This is a genomic window from Pseudarthrobacter sp. 05T312 (assembly GCF_056396685.1).
In genome coordinates, this window is record NZ_JBFTLY010000003.1 from 330,468 (window position 1) to 344,514 (window position 14,047).

A 14,047-nucleotide genomic window follows, 5' to 3' on the forward strand; every position below is an offset into this window, starting at 1 on the left:
CCTCACGCGCCGGCGGTCGCCACCGGTCCGTCCCATTCGTGGGGCAGTCCTGATCCGGCCTGGCCCGGCACCACCTGGGCCACGATGTCGTTCAGGACCCGGGCCGCGTACTTCTCCCCCACCCAAAGGTGCTTGGCCCCGGCCACACCCTCCACGCGTGCCTGCGGCACCAGGCGGAAGCGTTCGGCGGCTTCCTCCGGCTGGAGGAAGTCGTCATGCTCGGGGACCAGCACGGTGAGGGGCTTGCCGGACTCCGCCCAGAGCTGCAGGTGCTTGTCCGTGGCGCGGTGCAGCGGGGGCGAGAGCAGGACGGCGCCTTCGATCTGTCCGGCTACCGGCTCCACTGCTCCGTACATCAGGGCCAGTTCAGTGCCGAAGGACCAACCCACCAGCCAGCGGTTGGGCAGGCCCCGTTCGACCGCGAAGCGGACGGCGGCCTCCACGTCGTAGCGCTCCCCCACCCCTTCCTCGAAGGTGCCGGTGCTGGTGCCGCGGGGCGACGCGGTGCCCCTGGTGTTGAAGCGCAGCACAGCGATGCCCGCCAGCGCCGGCAGCCGGTAGGAGGCCTTGCGGTACACGTGGGAATCCATGAAGCCGCCGTGGGTGGGCAAGGGGTGGAGCGTGATCAGCGTGGCCTTGACCGGGCCCGATTCCGGCAGCGCCAGCTCCCCCACAAGGGTGTGGCCATCCTCGGTCTGCAGCTCGATGTTCTCGCGCCGGGCAGGCAGGACGGTGGTGGCGCGAATGGGTGCGGGCCCCTGGGTTTGGGTGAACTGGTACGACGCCGGATCAAAAGTCATGCCTGCCAGCTTAGCGACAGCGGAGGCCGTCCCGCCGCGCGCGGGTCAGCGGTAGCGGTAGCTTCGCGTCATCCAGCAGTTGGTGTGCCAGTGCCGCCGCTCCGCCAGGCCCGCAGCCGCCCCAAAGAGGTGGTCGTCCTTCCATACCACCAGGTGTGCAACACCGGGCAGGACGGCAGTGGAGCATTCCGGGCAAATGTAGGTCTTCTCGGCATTCTTGGCGGTCATGGTCCGGACCATCCACTCGCCGTCGGGGGCGCTTTCCCGGCGGGCGACGCCCGCGCGTGCGCGTTCAAGGTCCAGCTCGGGAACGTCCGCATTCCCCTTCCGCCCTGCACCGCGGCCGGAAACGGGGCCCTTGCCGGAAGCGGGACGGCGGGGACGGTTGGAACGCGGCATGTATCCATTCTGCCCCAGCGGATCCCCCGCCCACGCCGCGCCGCAGGTGCCCCGCCGCCCCGCCCGGCCGTGCGCCTCCGGGCGCCGCCTGCGTGGTCCACGCGATAGTCTGTACGGCGTGCGACTCGTCATAGCCCATTGCTCCGTTGATTACGTTGGCCGGCTTAAGGCCCATCTCCCCCTGGCCACCCGGCTCCTGCTGGTGAAGGCGGACGGTTCCGTGCTGGTGCATTCCGACGGCGGCTCCTACAAGCCGCTGAACTGGATGAGCCCGCCGGCAACGCTGCGCGTCTCGTCCCCGGACGAGGTGGACCTCGAACTGGGCGTGGTGGAGCAGTGGACCGTGCAGTCGGCCAAGACCGATGACCTGCTCATCATCAACATCCACGAGAAGGTCAGCGAGTCCTCGCACGACCTCGGCGTGGACCCGGGGCTCATCAAGGACGGCGTGGAAGCGGACCTGCAGCGGCTGCTGGCCGACCAGATTGAAACGCTGGGCCAGGGCTATTCCCTGATCAGGCGCGAATACTTCACGGCGATCGGCCCCGTGGACATCCTGGCCCGGGACGCGGATGGCGCCACGGTGGCGATCGAGCTCAAGCGCCGCGGCGACATCGACGGCGTGGAGCAGCTGACCCGGTACCTGGAACTGCTCAACCGCGACCCCCTGCTGGCACCTGTCCGCGGAATCTTTGCCGCGCAGCAGATCAAGCCGCAGGCAAAGGTCCTGGCCAACGACCGCGGGATCGACTGCGTGACCCTGGACTATGACGCCATGCGCGGGGTGGACGACAGCGATTCCAGGCTCTTCTAGGAATTCTACCCAAATTTTCTCCTTTTTACTGGCCGGGCCGTTGACCTGCGGGAACGGGCATGAAATTCTTGTCTCAGTCTTTGTGTAGGTGTTTTTCATGCTCGCAAGACATGTTGCGAGCGCGAAGCTCCTGCAGCGCCGGCCCTTACCGGAACAGGCAAACCAGGATTCTTCTCGCGGAGTGACCAAGGCCGGCACGCGGTGTGCCGGTCTTAAAAAGTTCCACAATGAGGAGAAATAAATGGCACAGGGAACCGTCAAGTGGTTCAACGCTGAAAAGGGCTTCGGCTTCATCACCCCGGACGACTCCGATGGCGATGTCTTCGTTCACTACTCCGAGATCCAGACCGGCGGCTTCAAGACCCTCGACGAGAACCAGCGCGTTCAGTTCGAAATCGGCCAGGGCGCCAAGGGTCCCCAGGCAACCGGCGTGACGCTGGTCTAGCAGCAGCCGGCCGCACATTGCGGCTGACAGCTTCAACAAATGATCCCCGGCAAATTTGGCCGGGGATCATTTGTTTAATCATTAATTTGCACAGGTAATGCAAATTAATCGCTGTGCGCCATCAGGAAATTCGCTGGGGCGGGACCGTTCAGGTAACCAGCTTCCGGACCAGCCGGGCGCCCTGCGCCAGGGAAAGCCCCGGCAGGTAGGCACGGGTCAGAGCCCGCCCAATCGCCGGCAGGTGCAGCGGGTCCTGGTAGTACAGGTACAGTGCCCGGTACTCCGGCTTGAACCTGGACTTGAACGCTGCCAGGGAACGGAAGCCGTAGACCGGCTCCAGCGCGTGGCCCACGAGGTCCAGGATCCGTACCAGGTTCTGCGCGCCTTCGTCGGTGGCGGTCCCGTCCTCCGCTCCGGCGTCATCCCCGGTCCCCCCGGGCTCCGGCTCCTCGCCCCGGTCGGGCTGTGCCTCCGGACGGCTGGCCAGGGGCGAGCCGGACAGCGAAATCATGTCCACGGAATCGCGCAGCTCCAGGACTGCGGAGGCGATCAGGAATTCCATCACTCCAGGGAAGCCTTCGCTGCCCCGGCGCATGACGTCCAGCGTCCTGCTGACCAGCCGGCCGCCGTCGTACACCGGAAGCCAACTGGTCACCCCGTGGACCGCACCGTTGCCGTCCACAGCCAGGCAGCAGAGCACTTCCTCGTCATCGAGCTCGTCCACTCCCCCGAGGGTGAACCCCATTTCCGGTACGGACTTGCCGGCCGCCCATTCTTCCGACACTTCGTTCAGCCGCGACCTCAGTGCCGCGGGCAGGGAATGGTAGGAGCCCCACACCGCGTGCACCCCCAGTTTGGTGGCACGGTTCAGGGCCGTCCTGACGTTCTGCCACTCCTTGCCCTTGAACTCCAGTTCGTTCAGCGCCAGCCGGGTCTCCTGGGCCACCGCCACGCGGGAGAAGCCCCGTTCCTTGAGTGCCGGCCACAGCGTGTCATCGCAGGAATACAGGGCCGGGATCAGAGCCTGGCTGCGGCAGTAATCCAGGAACCCCTCCGTGACCCTCTGCTCCGCCTTGCGTTCACCAAACGCGCCGCCCAGGGTCAGGGCCACCGTCCCGTGCTGCTGGAAGGCAACGGCCCCGGCACCGTCCGGGCTGAACCAGTACGTGTTTGGCTCCCACAACGCCATCCAGGACAGGGGTCCGCCGCCCTTGTGCAGCAGTTGGCGGGCACGGTCCTTGTCCTGCCGGCCGAAGTTCAGCCCGTGGTGCCGGCCCACGAGCACCCACCACACTGCCACCAGCGCCACCAGCCAGAACACGGGACCCGAGTAGGCAAACAGGATGGCTTCGGCGCTGTCCCGCTCCGGAAACGCCCTGCGGAAGTGCTGCGGGATGGGCACCGGGACGTATTGCCGGGCCAGCTCTGCGAAGAGGCCCAGCAGGCCGCCGTCGCGGGCCAGGCCGCCGGACCAGAACCAGGCCACGGTGTAGGAGCCCGCCAGGACGAGCCACGTTCCACAGACCACGGCCCCGAGGGCGCGCCGGGCGCCCGGGCGCGTCTGCACGCGGAACTGGCGGCGGTTCAGCCACAGGACCACGGCCAGCAGCAAGGGCACAATCACCAGGGGAAGCACATGGGCAAAGGCCGAAGCCAGCGGGGTCGCATGCGTCCCCTGGAGCCGTGAGGGGACGAGGGCGAACAGGGCAAGGTAGACGGCCGCCAGGGCCGTGACCGCCAGCTGGATGGCCAGGGCTATGCTGAGCGCCAGCCGCCGGCCCCTGCGCATGCCGTCCGCGCAGATCAACAACAGGATCACCGGCACCACGGCCAGGGCGAGTCCGAACGGCCCGGCAAACCCTGCCCTTCCCGTCTCCAGGCACGAGGCGTCAACGGTGGCACCGCAGTTGAAGACCAGTTGGCTGAGCGTGGGCATCGGACTGAGCACAACATCCCGCAGCAGGGCCAATGGTCCGGTGGGCGCGCGCGTGATTCCTGTCAGGATGGGGCCCACGGCGAAGACCGCAACCGTGAGGGCCAGCAGGTTCCTGGTCTCGCGGCCAGTGGACCGGTGGCGGTGCAGCCGGCCCTGGTCACCCTGGATCCACCAGCCCGCCAGGAGGCCCAGGAGGGCACCAATAAGGCCTATCACCGTTTCGGCGTGCCCGACGTAGAGGACCAGCAGGATCGAGATGGACAGCACCGCGGTGCGGAGCCGGCGCTGCCACAGCAGCGTGATCCGGGCACTGGCGGCCAGGCCCGCCGTCAGCACCGGGGCGTAGGGTCCGATCAGGCTGTCATTCACCATCTTGTCCAGCCAGCCGTCGCCAACGTACACGGCCAGCTGCGTCACCAGGAGGAACATGGTCACGGCGACAAACTGGCCGCCAAAGAAGAGTCCGACGGCGGCGCGGCGGCCCAGCTTGCGCTCGGCGAGTCCGAGCAGCAGCACGATCATCAGTGACGCGCTGAGGTAGGCCAGCGGATTCGTGGCGAAGAAGAGGCTGGTGAACAGTGACCACCATTTGCCGTCGCGCAGGCCGGGCCCGCTGACTGAGGCGAGCCCCAGCAGCCGCTCCGGCGGCCCGTCCAGGAAGCTCCCGGTCAAGGCGGCGGCTGCCAGGAAGGCCACCACCACGCCCAGCGTGAAGGGCATGGCTTTCAGCGTGCCAAGAACCTGCCGGGCTGCCGGACGGCCGACGGCGGCCCACATCAGCACCATCGTGCGGTCCGGTTTCCGGGTGCTCACCACTGCAGGCCCCACTGGCTGCCGAGGAACTGCAGTGCGTCAGCGAAGCGCTTGGACGAGGTGTCCCAGGAGTGGCCGGTATGTTCCACTTCGTGGGCCTGCACGGTGAAGCCTGCGTTCTCGGCCGCTGCGGCCAGGGTGTGGAGGTTCCCCACGAACTCCGGATCGTTTTGGCCTGCAGTGAGGTACATGCCGCTGGACTCGAAGCGTTGGTGTTTCATGATCTCCAGCGGAGTCTGCTTGATGAATTCGTCAGGGTTTCCGGGGAAGGCTGCGTCGATGGTCTTCTGCCGTTCCTTGGCGATGGCGGGTTCGGCTTCACTGGAAAAGGCCAGCACGTCGGCGTAGATATCAGGATGCCGCGTCCCCATCTGCACGGCGCACGTGCCGCCGAAGGAGAACCCGCCCACGGCCCAGTGGCGGTGGTTGGTGTCCACTGCGAGGGTGGAACTGATCCAGCGTGGGACGTCCTGTGACAGGTACGTGTCCGCGTTGGCGATCCGGCTGTCCATGCACATGGTGTTGGCGGACTGCGATCCGTTGGGGTCCGGGATGACCACCACCGGGGCCACTCCCCCGTGTGCGGCTGCGAAGGAATCCATGTGGCCGCGGATTGCACCGCCCGTAAGCCAGTCGGCCGGGCCGCCGGGCTGCCCGGCCACCAGGACCAGTACCGGAAGCGCCGGCCGGTTGGCGGCAAAGTATGCCGGCGGAAGGTAGATAAAAGCATCGCGCGTTGTCATCCCGGAGGCCGGACCGGGGATTGCGGTCTTCCGCAGCTCACCGCCGGCCGGCAACTCCCCCTCCGGCTTCCAGCCTTGAAGCGGGGCGCCGTCTGGTTCCCCGGCGTGCCGCATCAAATCCTGCTCAAGTACCGGGATGCGGGCCAGTGCCGTACCCATCAGGTCACTGACCGTCCTGTTCAGGCCAAAATAGGCGTTGATCTGGATTGTTGAGAGCAGCACCACCAGGATTGCAGCCAGGAAACCGGTTCCGTAATGGACCCAGCTGGTCCGCGGCACTCTCAGGATGCCCAGGATGAGAGCGGAAACACCTGGCACGAACCAAAGGAGGACGGGGTCAGGGATGTCCTCCGGGAAGACCGTGAGCACATTGATCATGACCCAGTGGATGGTCGCCACCAGCACGAACGCTGCGGCTACTGCGCTAAAGACACGGATCGCCCAGGCCCTGAAGCGCAGGGCGGCGTCTTCGGAGGCGCGCCAGGGCGGCACCAGGAGGTAGGCTGCGCCGCCAACTCCCAATACCAGGACGGTTCCATAGAGTGGACCGTCCGTAAGCCGGATGTCTGAAAACCAGTCCACGTTGGCTAGCGCCAGGTCCCCACGCCGATGACCGGGCCTGCTTCCAGCCAGGATGAGAGACCCGTGTAGGCATCGAACTTCATGGCGAAGTGCAGGTCCTGCCCCTCGTAGCGGAGTTCGACGATCACCACGTCCGGCTGGACTTTGACGGCCTCGGCTTCGGTCGGTTTCCGGCGTCCCAGCAGCTCAAGGGAACTGCGCTTGAACGTGTATTTGGGCCGGACGCTCAGGGAGATGAGCCTGAACCACTCAAGGTCATTGTCCTGATAACGACAAACCCCCATCTGCCAGCTGTTCCCAGCTACGCAAATGGAGGCGTCCACCGTGCCGAGGGCACGCCGCAGGTTGAAGCGGCGCACCCCCGAAAGGCACAGTGCAAATATCAGCAATCCGAAAACGATCGCCAGTGCGATGAACGAAATACCCGGTGCGTCCATCAAGGTCGTGCTAGCGGATCCCAGCGGTAGCCGAGCCGCCCAGCTGGGCGTTGTCAGCAACGATCACCACACGGTTGTTGTCGACGGAGAAGAATCCACCGTCCACATCCACGGCGATACGGTCTCCGGATACCGGCTGGATTGCCAGTTCACCTTCGGCCAGGATCGCCAGCAGGGGCGAGTGGCCGGGCAGGATTCCGATTTCACCATCGCTGGTGCGGGCCTTGACCATCTTGGCCGCTCCGGACCACACGAAGTGGTCCGCTGCGACAATCTCAACCTCAAGCTCAGCCATATTACTTGGTCTGTTCCTGGATCTTGGCCCACTGGCGCTCAACGTCATCGAGGCCGCCGACGTTGAAGAACGCCTGCTCCGCGATGTGGTCCAGCTCGCCGTCGCAGATGGCTGCGAAGCCTTCGACGGTGTCCTTGATGGAAACGGTGGAGCCCTCGACACCGGTGAACTGCTTGGCGGTGTAGGTGTTCTGCGACAGGAACTGCTGGATGCGGCGTGCACGCGACACGACGATCTTGTCCTCTTCGGAGAGTTCATCGACACCGAGGATGGCGATGATGTCCTGGAGTTCCTTGTTCTTCTGCAGGATCTGCTTCACACGGACAGCCGTGTTGTAGTGGTCCTTGCCGATGTACTGGGGATCCAGGATGCGGGACGTGGACGTCAGCGGGTCCACGGCCGGGTACAGGCCACGGGAGGCGATTTCACGGGAAAGTTCCGTGGTCGCATCCAGGTGCGCGAACGTGGTGGCCGGGGCCGGGTCGGTGTAGTCATCTGCGGGAACGTAGATGGCCTGCATCGAGGTGATGGAGTGGCCCTTGGTGGAGGTGATGCGCTCCTGCAGGAGGCCCATCTCGTCGGCCAGGTTGGGCTGGTAGCCCACGGCCGAAGGCATGCGGCCCAGCAGGGTCGAAACCTCGGAACCCGCCTGGGTGAAGCGGAAGATGTTGTCGATGAAGAGCAGCACGTCCTGGTTCTGCACATCGCGGAAGTACTCCGCCATGGTCAGCGCGGACAGGGCCACGCGGAGGCGCGTTCCCGGCGGCTCATCCATCTGGCCGAAGACAAGGGCGGTGTCCTTCAGGACGCCTGCCTCTTCCATTTCCACCCAGAGGTCGTTGCCCTCACGGGTACGCTCGCCAACACCGGCGAACACGGAAGTACCACCGAAGTTGCGGGCAACACGGGTGATCATTTCCTGGATCAGAACGGTCTTGCCCACGCCGGCGCCGCCGAAGAGGCCGATCTTTCCACCCTTGATGTAGGGGGTGAGGAGGTCGATGACCTTGATGCCGGTCTCGAGCATCTCGGTGGAGCCTTCGAGCGAAGCGAAGCTGGGGGCCTTGCGGTGGATGGGCCAGCGTTCGCTGACTTCCAGTTCCGACTCAGCAACGTCCAGGGGCTGGCCCAGCACGTTGAAGATGTGGCCCTTGACGCCGTCGCCAACGGGGACGGAGATCGGGGCACCGGTGTCAACGACGCCAGTGCCGCGGACCAGGCCGTCAGTTGCCTGCAGCGAGATGGCGCGGATGAGGTTGTCGCCGAGGTGCAGCGCAACTTCGAAGGTGATGGTCTTGGTCTCACCGTTGAGAGTGATCTCGGTGGTGAGGGCGTTATAGATCGACGGGATTGCGTCAGCCGGGAATTCGACGTCGACAACCGGGCCGATTACGCGCGCAATACGGCCGGTTGCACCGGACGTTGCGGCTACGTGTTCGGTAGCAGTGGCAGTCATCTCTCTCACTTCATTCAGTAGATGGCGTGGGGTTAAGTCTATCTGTGGTGGTGCTGGTTCCGCGGAACCGAGGGTCGGGAGGCTACGACGCGAGAGCGTCGGCACCTGCGACAATCTCGGAGAGCTCCTGCGTGATTTCGGCCTGGCGGGCCGTGTTGCGCAGGCGCGTGTACTTCTTGATCAGGTCCGTTGCGTTGTCGCCTGCGGACTTCATCGCCCGCTGGCGGGCCGCAAGCTCGGAAGCTGCTGCCTGAAGCATGGCTGCGAAGATCCGCGATTCGATGTAGCGCGGCAGCAGGGCGTCAAGGACATGCTCGGTTTCCGGCTCGAACTCGTACAGCGGCAGGAGCTCCGACTCGGAAGCAGCCTGTTCTTCCACTACTTCCAGCGGGAGCAGGCGGATGACCGTCGGCTCCTGGGTAACCATGGACTTGAAGCGGGTGTAGACAACGTGGATTTCGTCCACGCCGCCCTCTTCGAAGTCAGTGGCGAAATCTGCCAGCAGCGCTTCGCCGATTTCACGGGCGGTGCCGAACTCTGGAGCGTCGGTTCCTCCGGTCCAGACCCGCGTGTACTCGCGGTTCCGGAATTCGAAGTACGCCTGGGCCTTGCGGCCCACGAGGTAGGTCTTGACTTCCTTGCCTTCGTCGTGGAGCAGCTCGAAGAGACCTTCCGCCTGCTTGAGCACGCTGGCCGAGTAGGATCCGGCCAGGCCGCGGTCCGAGGTGATTACCAGGACGGCGGCACGGCGGATCTGCTCCGGCTCAGTGGTCAGCGGGTGGTCGATTTCGCTTTGGCTGGCGACAGCAGAAACGGCGCGCGTAATCGCGTTCGCGTAAGGCAGTGAAGCTGCTACGCGCGCACGGGCCTTCCCGATGCGCGAGGTAGCGATCAGTTCCATCGCCTTGAAGATCTTGCGCATCGACGTGGTCGAGCTGATCTTCTGGCGGTAGACCCGGATCTGGGCTCCCATACTTATCCTTTCCTAACATTCCGTAGCCGGGTGTGCCGGACCCTGGGGCCCGGCACACCCGGCGATGCGGAACTAGCGCTTCTGCTTGACGATCTTTTCCTGGTCGACTTCGCCCTCGGAGATAGCGTCATGCTCCTCGTGGCCGGCGCCTACCAGGTGGTTGTCACCCTCGCCGAAGAAGCCCTTCTTGAAGTCCACAATCGAGGACTTCAGAGCGGCAACGGTGTCATCGTCCAGCACGTTGGTCTGGGCCAGCGTGGTCAGGATCGAGGACTTGTGGCGCAGGTGCTCCAGGAACTCGGCCTCAAAGCGGCTGATGTCCTCGACGGGAACGTCATCCAGGTAGCCATTGGTACCGGCCCAGATGGAGACAACCTGGTCCTCGACCGGGAACGGCGAGTACTGGCCCTGCTTGAGCAGTTCCATCAGGCGGGCGCCACGGGTCAGCTGCTGGCGGGATGCTGCGTCCAGGTCGGATGCGAACATCGCGAACGCCTGCATGTCGCGGTACTGGGCGAGGTCCAGCTTCAAGGTACCGGAGACCTTCTTCATGGACTTCACCTGGGCGGCACCGCCAACGCGGGACACCGAGACACCCACGTCAACTGCGGGGCGCTGGTTGGCGTTGAAGAGGTCCGACTGCAGGAAGATCTGGCCGTCGGTGATGGAGATGACGTTGGTCGGGATGTAGGCGGACACGTCGTTCGCCTTGGTCTCGATCAGCGGCAGGCCCGTCATGGAGCCGGCACCGAGCTCGTCGGAGAGCTTGGCACAACGCTCCAGCAGGCGGGAGTGCAGGTAGAAAACGTCGCCCGGGTAGGCTTCGCGTCCCGGCGGGCGGCGGAGCAGCAGCGACACGGCGCGGTATGCCTCGGCCTGCTTGGACAGGTCATCAAACACGATCAGGACGTGCTTGCCGCCGTACATCCAGTGCTGGCCGATGGCCGAGCCCGCGTACGGTGCGAGGTACTTGAAGCCTGCGGGGTCGGACGCGGGAGAGGCCACGATGGTGGTGTACTCCAGCGCGCCGTTGTCCTCGAGGGTCTGGCGGATGGCGGCAATGGTGGACGCCTTCTGCCCAATGGCGACGTAGATGCAGCGGACCTGCTTGCTGACATCGCCCGAAGCCCAGTTGGCCTTCTGGTTGATGATGGTGTCGATCGCGATGGCGGACTTGCCGGTCTGGCGGTCGCCGATGATCAGCTGGCGCTGGCCGCGGCCGATCGGGATCATCGCGTCGATGGCCTTCAGGCCGGTCTGCATCGGTTCGTGGACCGACTTGCGCTGGGTCACGCCGGGCGCCTGGAGTTCCAGGGCACGGGTGGTCTCAGCCTTGATCTCGCCCAGGTCGTCCATGGGCTGGCCCAAGGGGTCAACCACGCGGCCGAGGAAGGCGTCGCCAACCGGAACGGACAAAACCTGCCCGGTGCGGTGCACTTCCTGGCCTTCCTCGATGCCCTGGAAGTCACCGAGGATAATGACACCGATCTCGCGGACGTCAAGGTTCTGGGCCAGGCCCAGCGTGCCGTCTTCGAAGCGAAGAAGCTCGTTCGCCATGACCGAGGGAAGGCCCTCAACACGGGCGATGCCGTCACCTGCGGTCGTTACACGGCCAACCTCTACGCGCTCTGCGTTTCCGGGTTCGTAGGACGCCGCGAACTCGTTCAACGCATTACGGACGTCGTCGGCGTTGATGGTCAATTCGGCCATCTGCAGTCCCTGCTCTCCTGTTTGTGATCACCGCAAACGGTGACCGGGGTTTCTATCAGTTTGGTTGTGCTTGTCCGGTTAGCCGGCCAGCTGGCGTTGCAGTTCGCCCAGCCGGGAGAGAACCGAAGCATCAAGCACTTCGTCACCCACCTGGACGCGGATTCCGCCAATAAGCGAGGGGTCAACGTTGATGTTGACCTTCAGTTCCCGCCCGTACAGCGCATTCAGGCCCGCCTGGAGGCGTGCCAGCTGCGTCTGCGACAAGGGCCGGGTTACGCTGACCGTTGCAATCCAGCGCTGCTGCCGCTTGGCCGCCAGTTCGGCGAACCGTTCCACAAGCCGGGTCGGCTTGATCCCGCGTGGCTCGCTGACAGCCTGCGTGATGAGGACTTTGGCTTCCTCACTGACGCCTGGTACCAGCTTCTCGGCAAGGCCAGCCTTGGCTGCGCGCGATGCCTGCGGTTCGGACAGAGCACGTTGTACCTCGTGGTTGGAGGCAACAGCCTGGTTGAAGGAAAACAGGTCGTTTTCCAACTCTTCCAGGCCAGTGATTCCGGAGGCAGAAACGGCCGACTTGTTTTCAGCAACGGAAATGACCACCGTTGCGGCAAGAGTCTCGAGTGCATCGCCGATGTCACGCGCCGATGCCCAGCGTGAACTGGCCAGCCCGCCCGCGATCTCAGCAGCATCAGCGGAGACTTTTCCGCCAACCAACTGCCGAACCAGCGCCGACTTTTCGTCACCGCTGCGGGAGGGGTCAGTCAGGGCACGGCGCAAGCCAGCCGAGCTGTCCACCATTCCCAGAATTCCGAAGAGTTCCTTTGCCAGCTGCAGCGACGCCGTGGGAAGCTTCGCTTCCAACGCGGCAAGGGCTGTTGCCAGCGATTCGCTCGATACGCCTGCCATTACTTAGCTGCACCTGCGTTCTGGGACTCCAGATCTGCCAGGAAGCGGTCCACGACCCGTGCTGCGCGTGCGTCGTCGTCGAGGGACTCGCCCACGATGCGGCCGGCAAGGGTGGTGGCCAGGGTGCCTACCTCGGAGCGCAGTGACACAACGGCCGCCTGGCGCTCGGATTCGATCTGTGCGTGGGCCTGCGCGGTGATGCGGGCAGACTCTGCTGCTGCCTTCTCCTTGAGATCCGCGAGGATCTGGGCACCTTCGGCGCGGGCTTCCTCACGGATGCGGTTGGCTTCGGTGCGGGCGTCGGTCAGCTGCTGCTTGTACTCTTCGAGTGCAGCAGACGCCTCAGCCTGGGCCTTTTCAGCCTTGGCGATACCGCCTTCGATGGCCTCGGCACGCTCTGCAAAGGTCTTCTCGAACATCGGGACAACATACTTGACCACGATGAAGAAGAGGATGGCAAAGCCCACGAAGACAACCAGCATTTCCCAGCCATTGGGAACAAGGGGGTTGACGTCGCCTTCAGCGGCGGCTGAGATGATCAGCTGATGCATATTTCACCCGTCCTTATCTACTCGGTTCTGAATGTTCGCTGAAGTTCTGAAGGTTTACTTGAGAACGAAAGCGAAGACCAGGCCCAGGATGGCGAGGGCTTCGGTCAGGGCCAGGCCAAGGAATGCGATCGGCTGCAGGACGCGCTGGGCTTCCGGCTGGCGTGCAACGCCGTTGATGTAGGCAGCGAACACGAGACCCACACCGATACCACCGCCGATAGCCGAGAGGCCATAGCCGATGAGGTTGAGGGAGCCGTTGATGGAGCCTTCCATTTTTTTTCCTTTCAAGATGCCACTTTGTGTGGCAGGTTGTTTGGGTTGCTTCATCCCCGCAAGGGGAAGACTGTGGTGTGCGGCCGGAGCGTGCTGCCCCGGCAGCGTGCCTAGTGGCTGTCGGCGTGCAGTGCGCCTTCGATGTAGATCGCGGTCAGCAGGGTAAAGACGTAGGCCTGCAGGACCATGATCAGGGCTTCAAGCATGTACATGGCGATGGCACCGGCGAGGACCAGGACCGAGGTTCCCTTCAGCAGGAAGTTCTCCTGCATGATCAGGTACTCGATGCCGGAACCGGCGATCATCACGATCAGGTGGCCGGCGAGCATGGTCGCAAACAGACGGAGGCTGTGCGTGACGGGCCGGACAACGAAGTTGGAGATGATTTCGATCGGGATAACGATCGGCAGGATGTACCACGGCACGCCCGAGGGAACGGTGGCCAGCTTGAAGTAGCGGATGCCGTTCTTCTTGACGCCGATGGCGATCCAGGTGATGTACACCAGGCCGGCCAGCACGTACGCTCCACCCACGTGCGAGAACGTGGGGAGCTGGAACACCGGAATGGCGCCGTAGATGTTGTTGACCAGGATGAAGAAGAACAGGCTGAACAGCAGGGGGACGTATTTGATGAAGTCCCGGCCGCCGATGATGTCCTTGGCGATGCCGTTGCGGACAAAGCCGTAGGCGGCTTCGCCGGCGAACTGGAGCTTGCCGGGTACCAGCTGCTGCTTGCGTGCTGCGAGCACGAAGAAGACGGCGATAAAGACGACAGAGAGGAGGACCAGCAGCATCTGCTTGGAGAATCCTTCTGCGGCACCCCACGGCAGGATTGCCGGCAAATGCATTTCGTTAATACCAGGAGGAGTGAACTCTCCTGAATCTTGGGCCGGGAGCGCAAGCGCGATCAACGC

Annotated in this window: 15 protein-coding genes; 2 read left to right on the forward strand and 13 right to left on the reverse strand. The window is 64.4% G+C overall.

Going from position 1 to position 14,047, the window contains the following annotated elements; all coding sequences use genetic code 11:
• Positions 1-2: 2 nt before the first annotated feature.
• On the reverse strand, positions 3-800 hold the full coding sequence (locus AC1DIP_RS07520; RefSeq protein WP_477733372.1) for an alpha/beta hydrolase: 798 nt from the start codon (positions 798-800) through the stop codon (positions 3-5).
• 45 nt (positions 801-845) lie between these two features.
• Complete coding sequence (locus AC1DIP_RS07525) at positions 846-1,199, reverse strand: ATP/GTP-binding protein (RefSeq protein ID WP_477733373.1); 354 nt, start codon at positions 1,197-1,199, stop codon at positions 846-848.
• A 118-nt stretch (positions 1,200-1,317) separates the two neighbouring features.
• Here AC1DIP_RS07525 and nucS point away from each other — a divergent pair, with 118 nt between their 5' ends.
• Positions 1,318-2,013 (forward strand): endonuclease NucS, encoded by a 696-nt coding sequence (gene nucS, locus AC1DIP_RS07530; RefSeq protein ID WP_477733374.1) that lies wholly within the window; start codon positions 1,318-1,320, stop codon positions 2,011-2,013.
• A gap of 241 nt (positions 2,014-2,254) precedes the next feature.
• Positions 2,255-2,458 carry a cold-shock protein gene (locus tag AC1DIP_RS07535; RefSeq protein WP_011692441.1) on the forward strand — a complete coding sequence of 68 codons (204 nt, stop codon included), beginning with the start codon at positions 2,255-2,257 and terminating at the stop codon, positions 2,456-2,458.
• 148 nt (positions 2,459-2,606) lie between these two features.
• Here AC1DIP_RS07535 and AC1DIP_RS07540 read toward each other — a convergent pair whose 3' ends face one another.
• The 11 genes from AC1DIP_RS07540 to atpB all read right to left on the reverse strand — a co-directional run bounded on the left by AC1DIP_RS07540 (position 2,607) and on the right by atpB (position 14,044).
• Positions 2,607-5,180 (reverse strand): bifunctional lysylphosphatidylglycerol flippase/synthetase MprF, encoded by a 2,574-nt coding sequence (locus tag AC1DIP_RS07540; RefSeq protein WP_477733388.1) that lies wholly within the window; start codon positions 5,178-5,180, stop codon positions 2,607-2,609.
• Between the two features lie 23 nt (positions 5,181-5,203).
• Positions 5,204-6,532, reverse strand: coding sequence for an alpha/beta hydrolase-fold protein (locus AC1DIP_RS07545; protein ID WP_476211648.1), 1,329 nt, complete (start codon positions 6,530-6,532; stop codon positions 5,204-5,206).
• Between the two features lie 5 nt (positions 6,533-6,537).
• Positions 6,538-6,969 (reverse strand): DUF2550 domain-containing protein, encoded by a 432-nt coding sequence (locus tag AC1DIP_RS07550; protein WP_141160061.1) that lies wholly within the window; start codon positions 6,967-6,969, stop codon positions 6,538-6,540.
• 10 nt (positions 6,970-6,979) lie between these two features.
• On the reverse strand, positions 6,980-7,264 hold the full coding sequence (locus AC1DIP_RS07555; protein ID WP_018760117.1) for a F0F1 ATP synthase subunit epsilon: 285 nt from the start codon (positions 7,262-7,264) through the stop codon (positions 6,980-6,982).
• Position 7,265: 1 nt separating this feature from the next.
• Positions 7,266-8,720 carry a F0F1 ATP synthase subunit beta gene (atpD, locus tag AC1DIP_RS07560; RefSeq protein WP_476211649.1) on the reverse strand — a complete coding sequence of 485 codons (1,455 nt, stop codon included), beginning with the start codon at positions 8,718-8,720 and terminating at the stop codon, positions 7,266-7,268.
• 82 nt (positions 8,721-8,802) lie between these two features.
• Entirely contained in the window at positions 8,803-9,693 is an 891-nt protein-coding gene (locus AC1DIP_RS07565) for a F0F1 ATP synthase subunit gamma (RefSeq protein ID WP_477733375.1), read from the reverse strand.
• A gap of 72 nt (positions 9,694-9,765) precedes the next feature.
• Complete coding sequence (gene atpA, locus AC1DIP_RS07570; RefSeq protein ID WP_476211650.1) at positions 9,766-11,403, reverse strand: F0F1 ATP synthase subunit alpha; 1,638 nt, start codon at positions 11,401-11,403, stop codon at positions 9,766-9,768.
• Positions 11,404-11,481: 78 nt separating this feature from the next.
• A complete protein-coding gene (locus AC1DIP_RS07575; RefSeq protein WP_476211651.1) occupies positions 11,482-12,309 on the reverse strand; it encodes a F0F1 ATP synthase subunit delta in 828 nt (275 codons plus the stop codon).
• A complete protein-coding gene (locus AC1DIP_RS07580) occupies positions 12,309-12,860 on the reverse strand; it encodes a F0F1 ATP synthase subunit B (RefSeq protein WP_141160057.1) in 552 nt (183 codons plus the stop codon). Before AC1DIP_RS07580 ends, AC1DIP_RS07575 begins: the two co-directional genes overlap by 1 nt.
• 54 nt (positions 12,861-12,914) lie before the next feature.
• Entirely contained in the window at positions 12,915-13,133 is a 219-nt protein-coding gene (gene atpE / locus AC1DIP_RS07585; RefSeq protein ID WP_003804776.1) for an ATP synthase F0 subunit C, read from the reverse strand.
• Positions 13,134-13,243: 110 nt separating this feature from the next.
• Complete coding sequence (gene atpB / locus AC1DIP_RS07590; RefSeq protein ID WP_141160056.1) at positions 13,244-14,044, reverse strand: F0F1 ATP synthase subunit A; 801 nt, start codon at positions 14,042-14,044, stop codon at positions 13,244-13,246.
• Positions 14,045-14,047 lie beyond the last annotated feature (3 nt).

Excerpts from the sequence above, each read along its gene's own strand:
- AC1DIP_RS07520 (WP_477733372.1), bottom strand. The coding sequence starts at position 800 with ATGACTTTTGATCCGGCGTCGTACCAGTTCACCCAAACCCAGGGGCCC.
- AC1DIP_RS07525 (WP_477733373.1), bottom strand. The coding sequence starts at position 1,199 with ATGCCGCGTTCCAACCGTCCCCGCCGTCCCGCTTCCGGCAAGGGCCCC.
- AC1DIP_RS07535 (WP_011692441.1), top strand. The coding sequence starts at position 2,255 with ATGGCACAGGGAACCGTCAAGTGGTTCAACGCTGAAAAGGGCTTCGGC.
- AC1DIP_RS07540 (WP_477733388.1), bottom strand. The coding sequence starts at position 5,180 with ATGGTGCTGATGTGGGCCGCCGTCGGCCGTCCGGCAGCCCGGCAGGTT.
- AC1DIP_RS07550 (WP_141160061.1), bottom strand. The coding sequence starts at position 6,969 with ATGGACGCACCGGGTATTTCGTTCATCGCACTGGCGATCGTTTTCGGA.
- AC1DIP_RS07555 (WP_018760117.1), bottom strand. The coding sequence starts at position 7,264 with ATGGCTGAGCTTGAGGTTGAGATTGTCGCAGCGGACCACTTCGTGTGG.
- atpD (WP_476211649.1), bottom strand. The coding sequence starts at position 8,720 with ATGACTGCCACTGCTACCGAACACGTAGCCGCAACGTCCGGTGCAACC.
- AC1DIP_RS07565 (WP_477733375.1), bottom strand. The coding sequence starts at position 9,693 with ATGGGAGCCCAGATCCGGGTCTACCGCCAGAAGATCAGCTCGACCACG.
- atpA (WP_476211650.1), bottom strand. The coding sequence starts at position 11,403 with ATGGCCGAATTGACCATCAACGCCGACGACGTCCGTAATGCGTTGAAC.
- AC1DIP_RS07575 (WP_476211651.1), bottom strand. The coding sequence starts at position 12,309 with ATGGCAGGCGTATCGAGCGAATCGCTGGCAACAGCCCTTGCCGCGTTG.
- AC1DIP_RS07580 (WP_141160057.1), bottom strand. The coding sequence starts at position 12,860 with ATGCATCAGCTGATCATCTCAGCCGCCGCTGAAGGCGACGTCAACCCC.
- atpE (WP_003804776.1), bottom strand. The coding sequence starts at position 13,133 with ATGGAAGGCTCCATCAACGGCTCCCTCAACCTCATCGGCTATGGCCTC.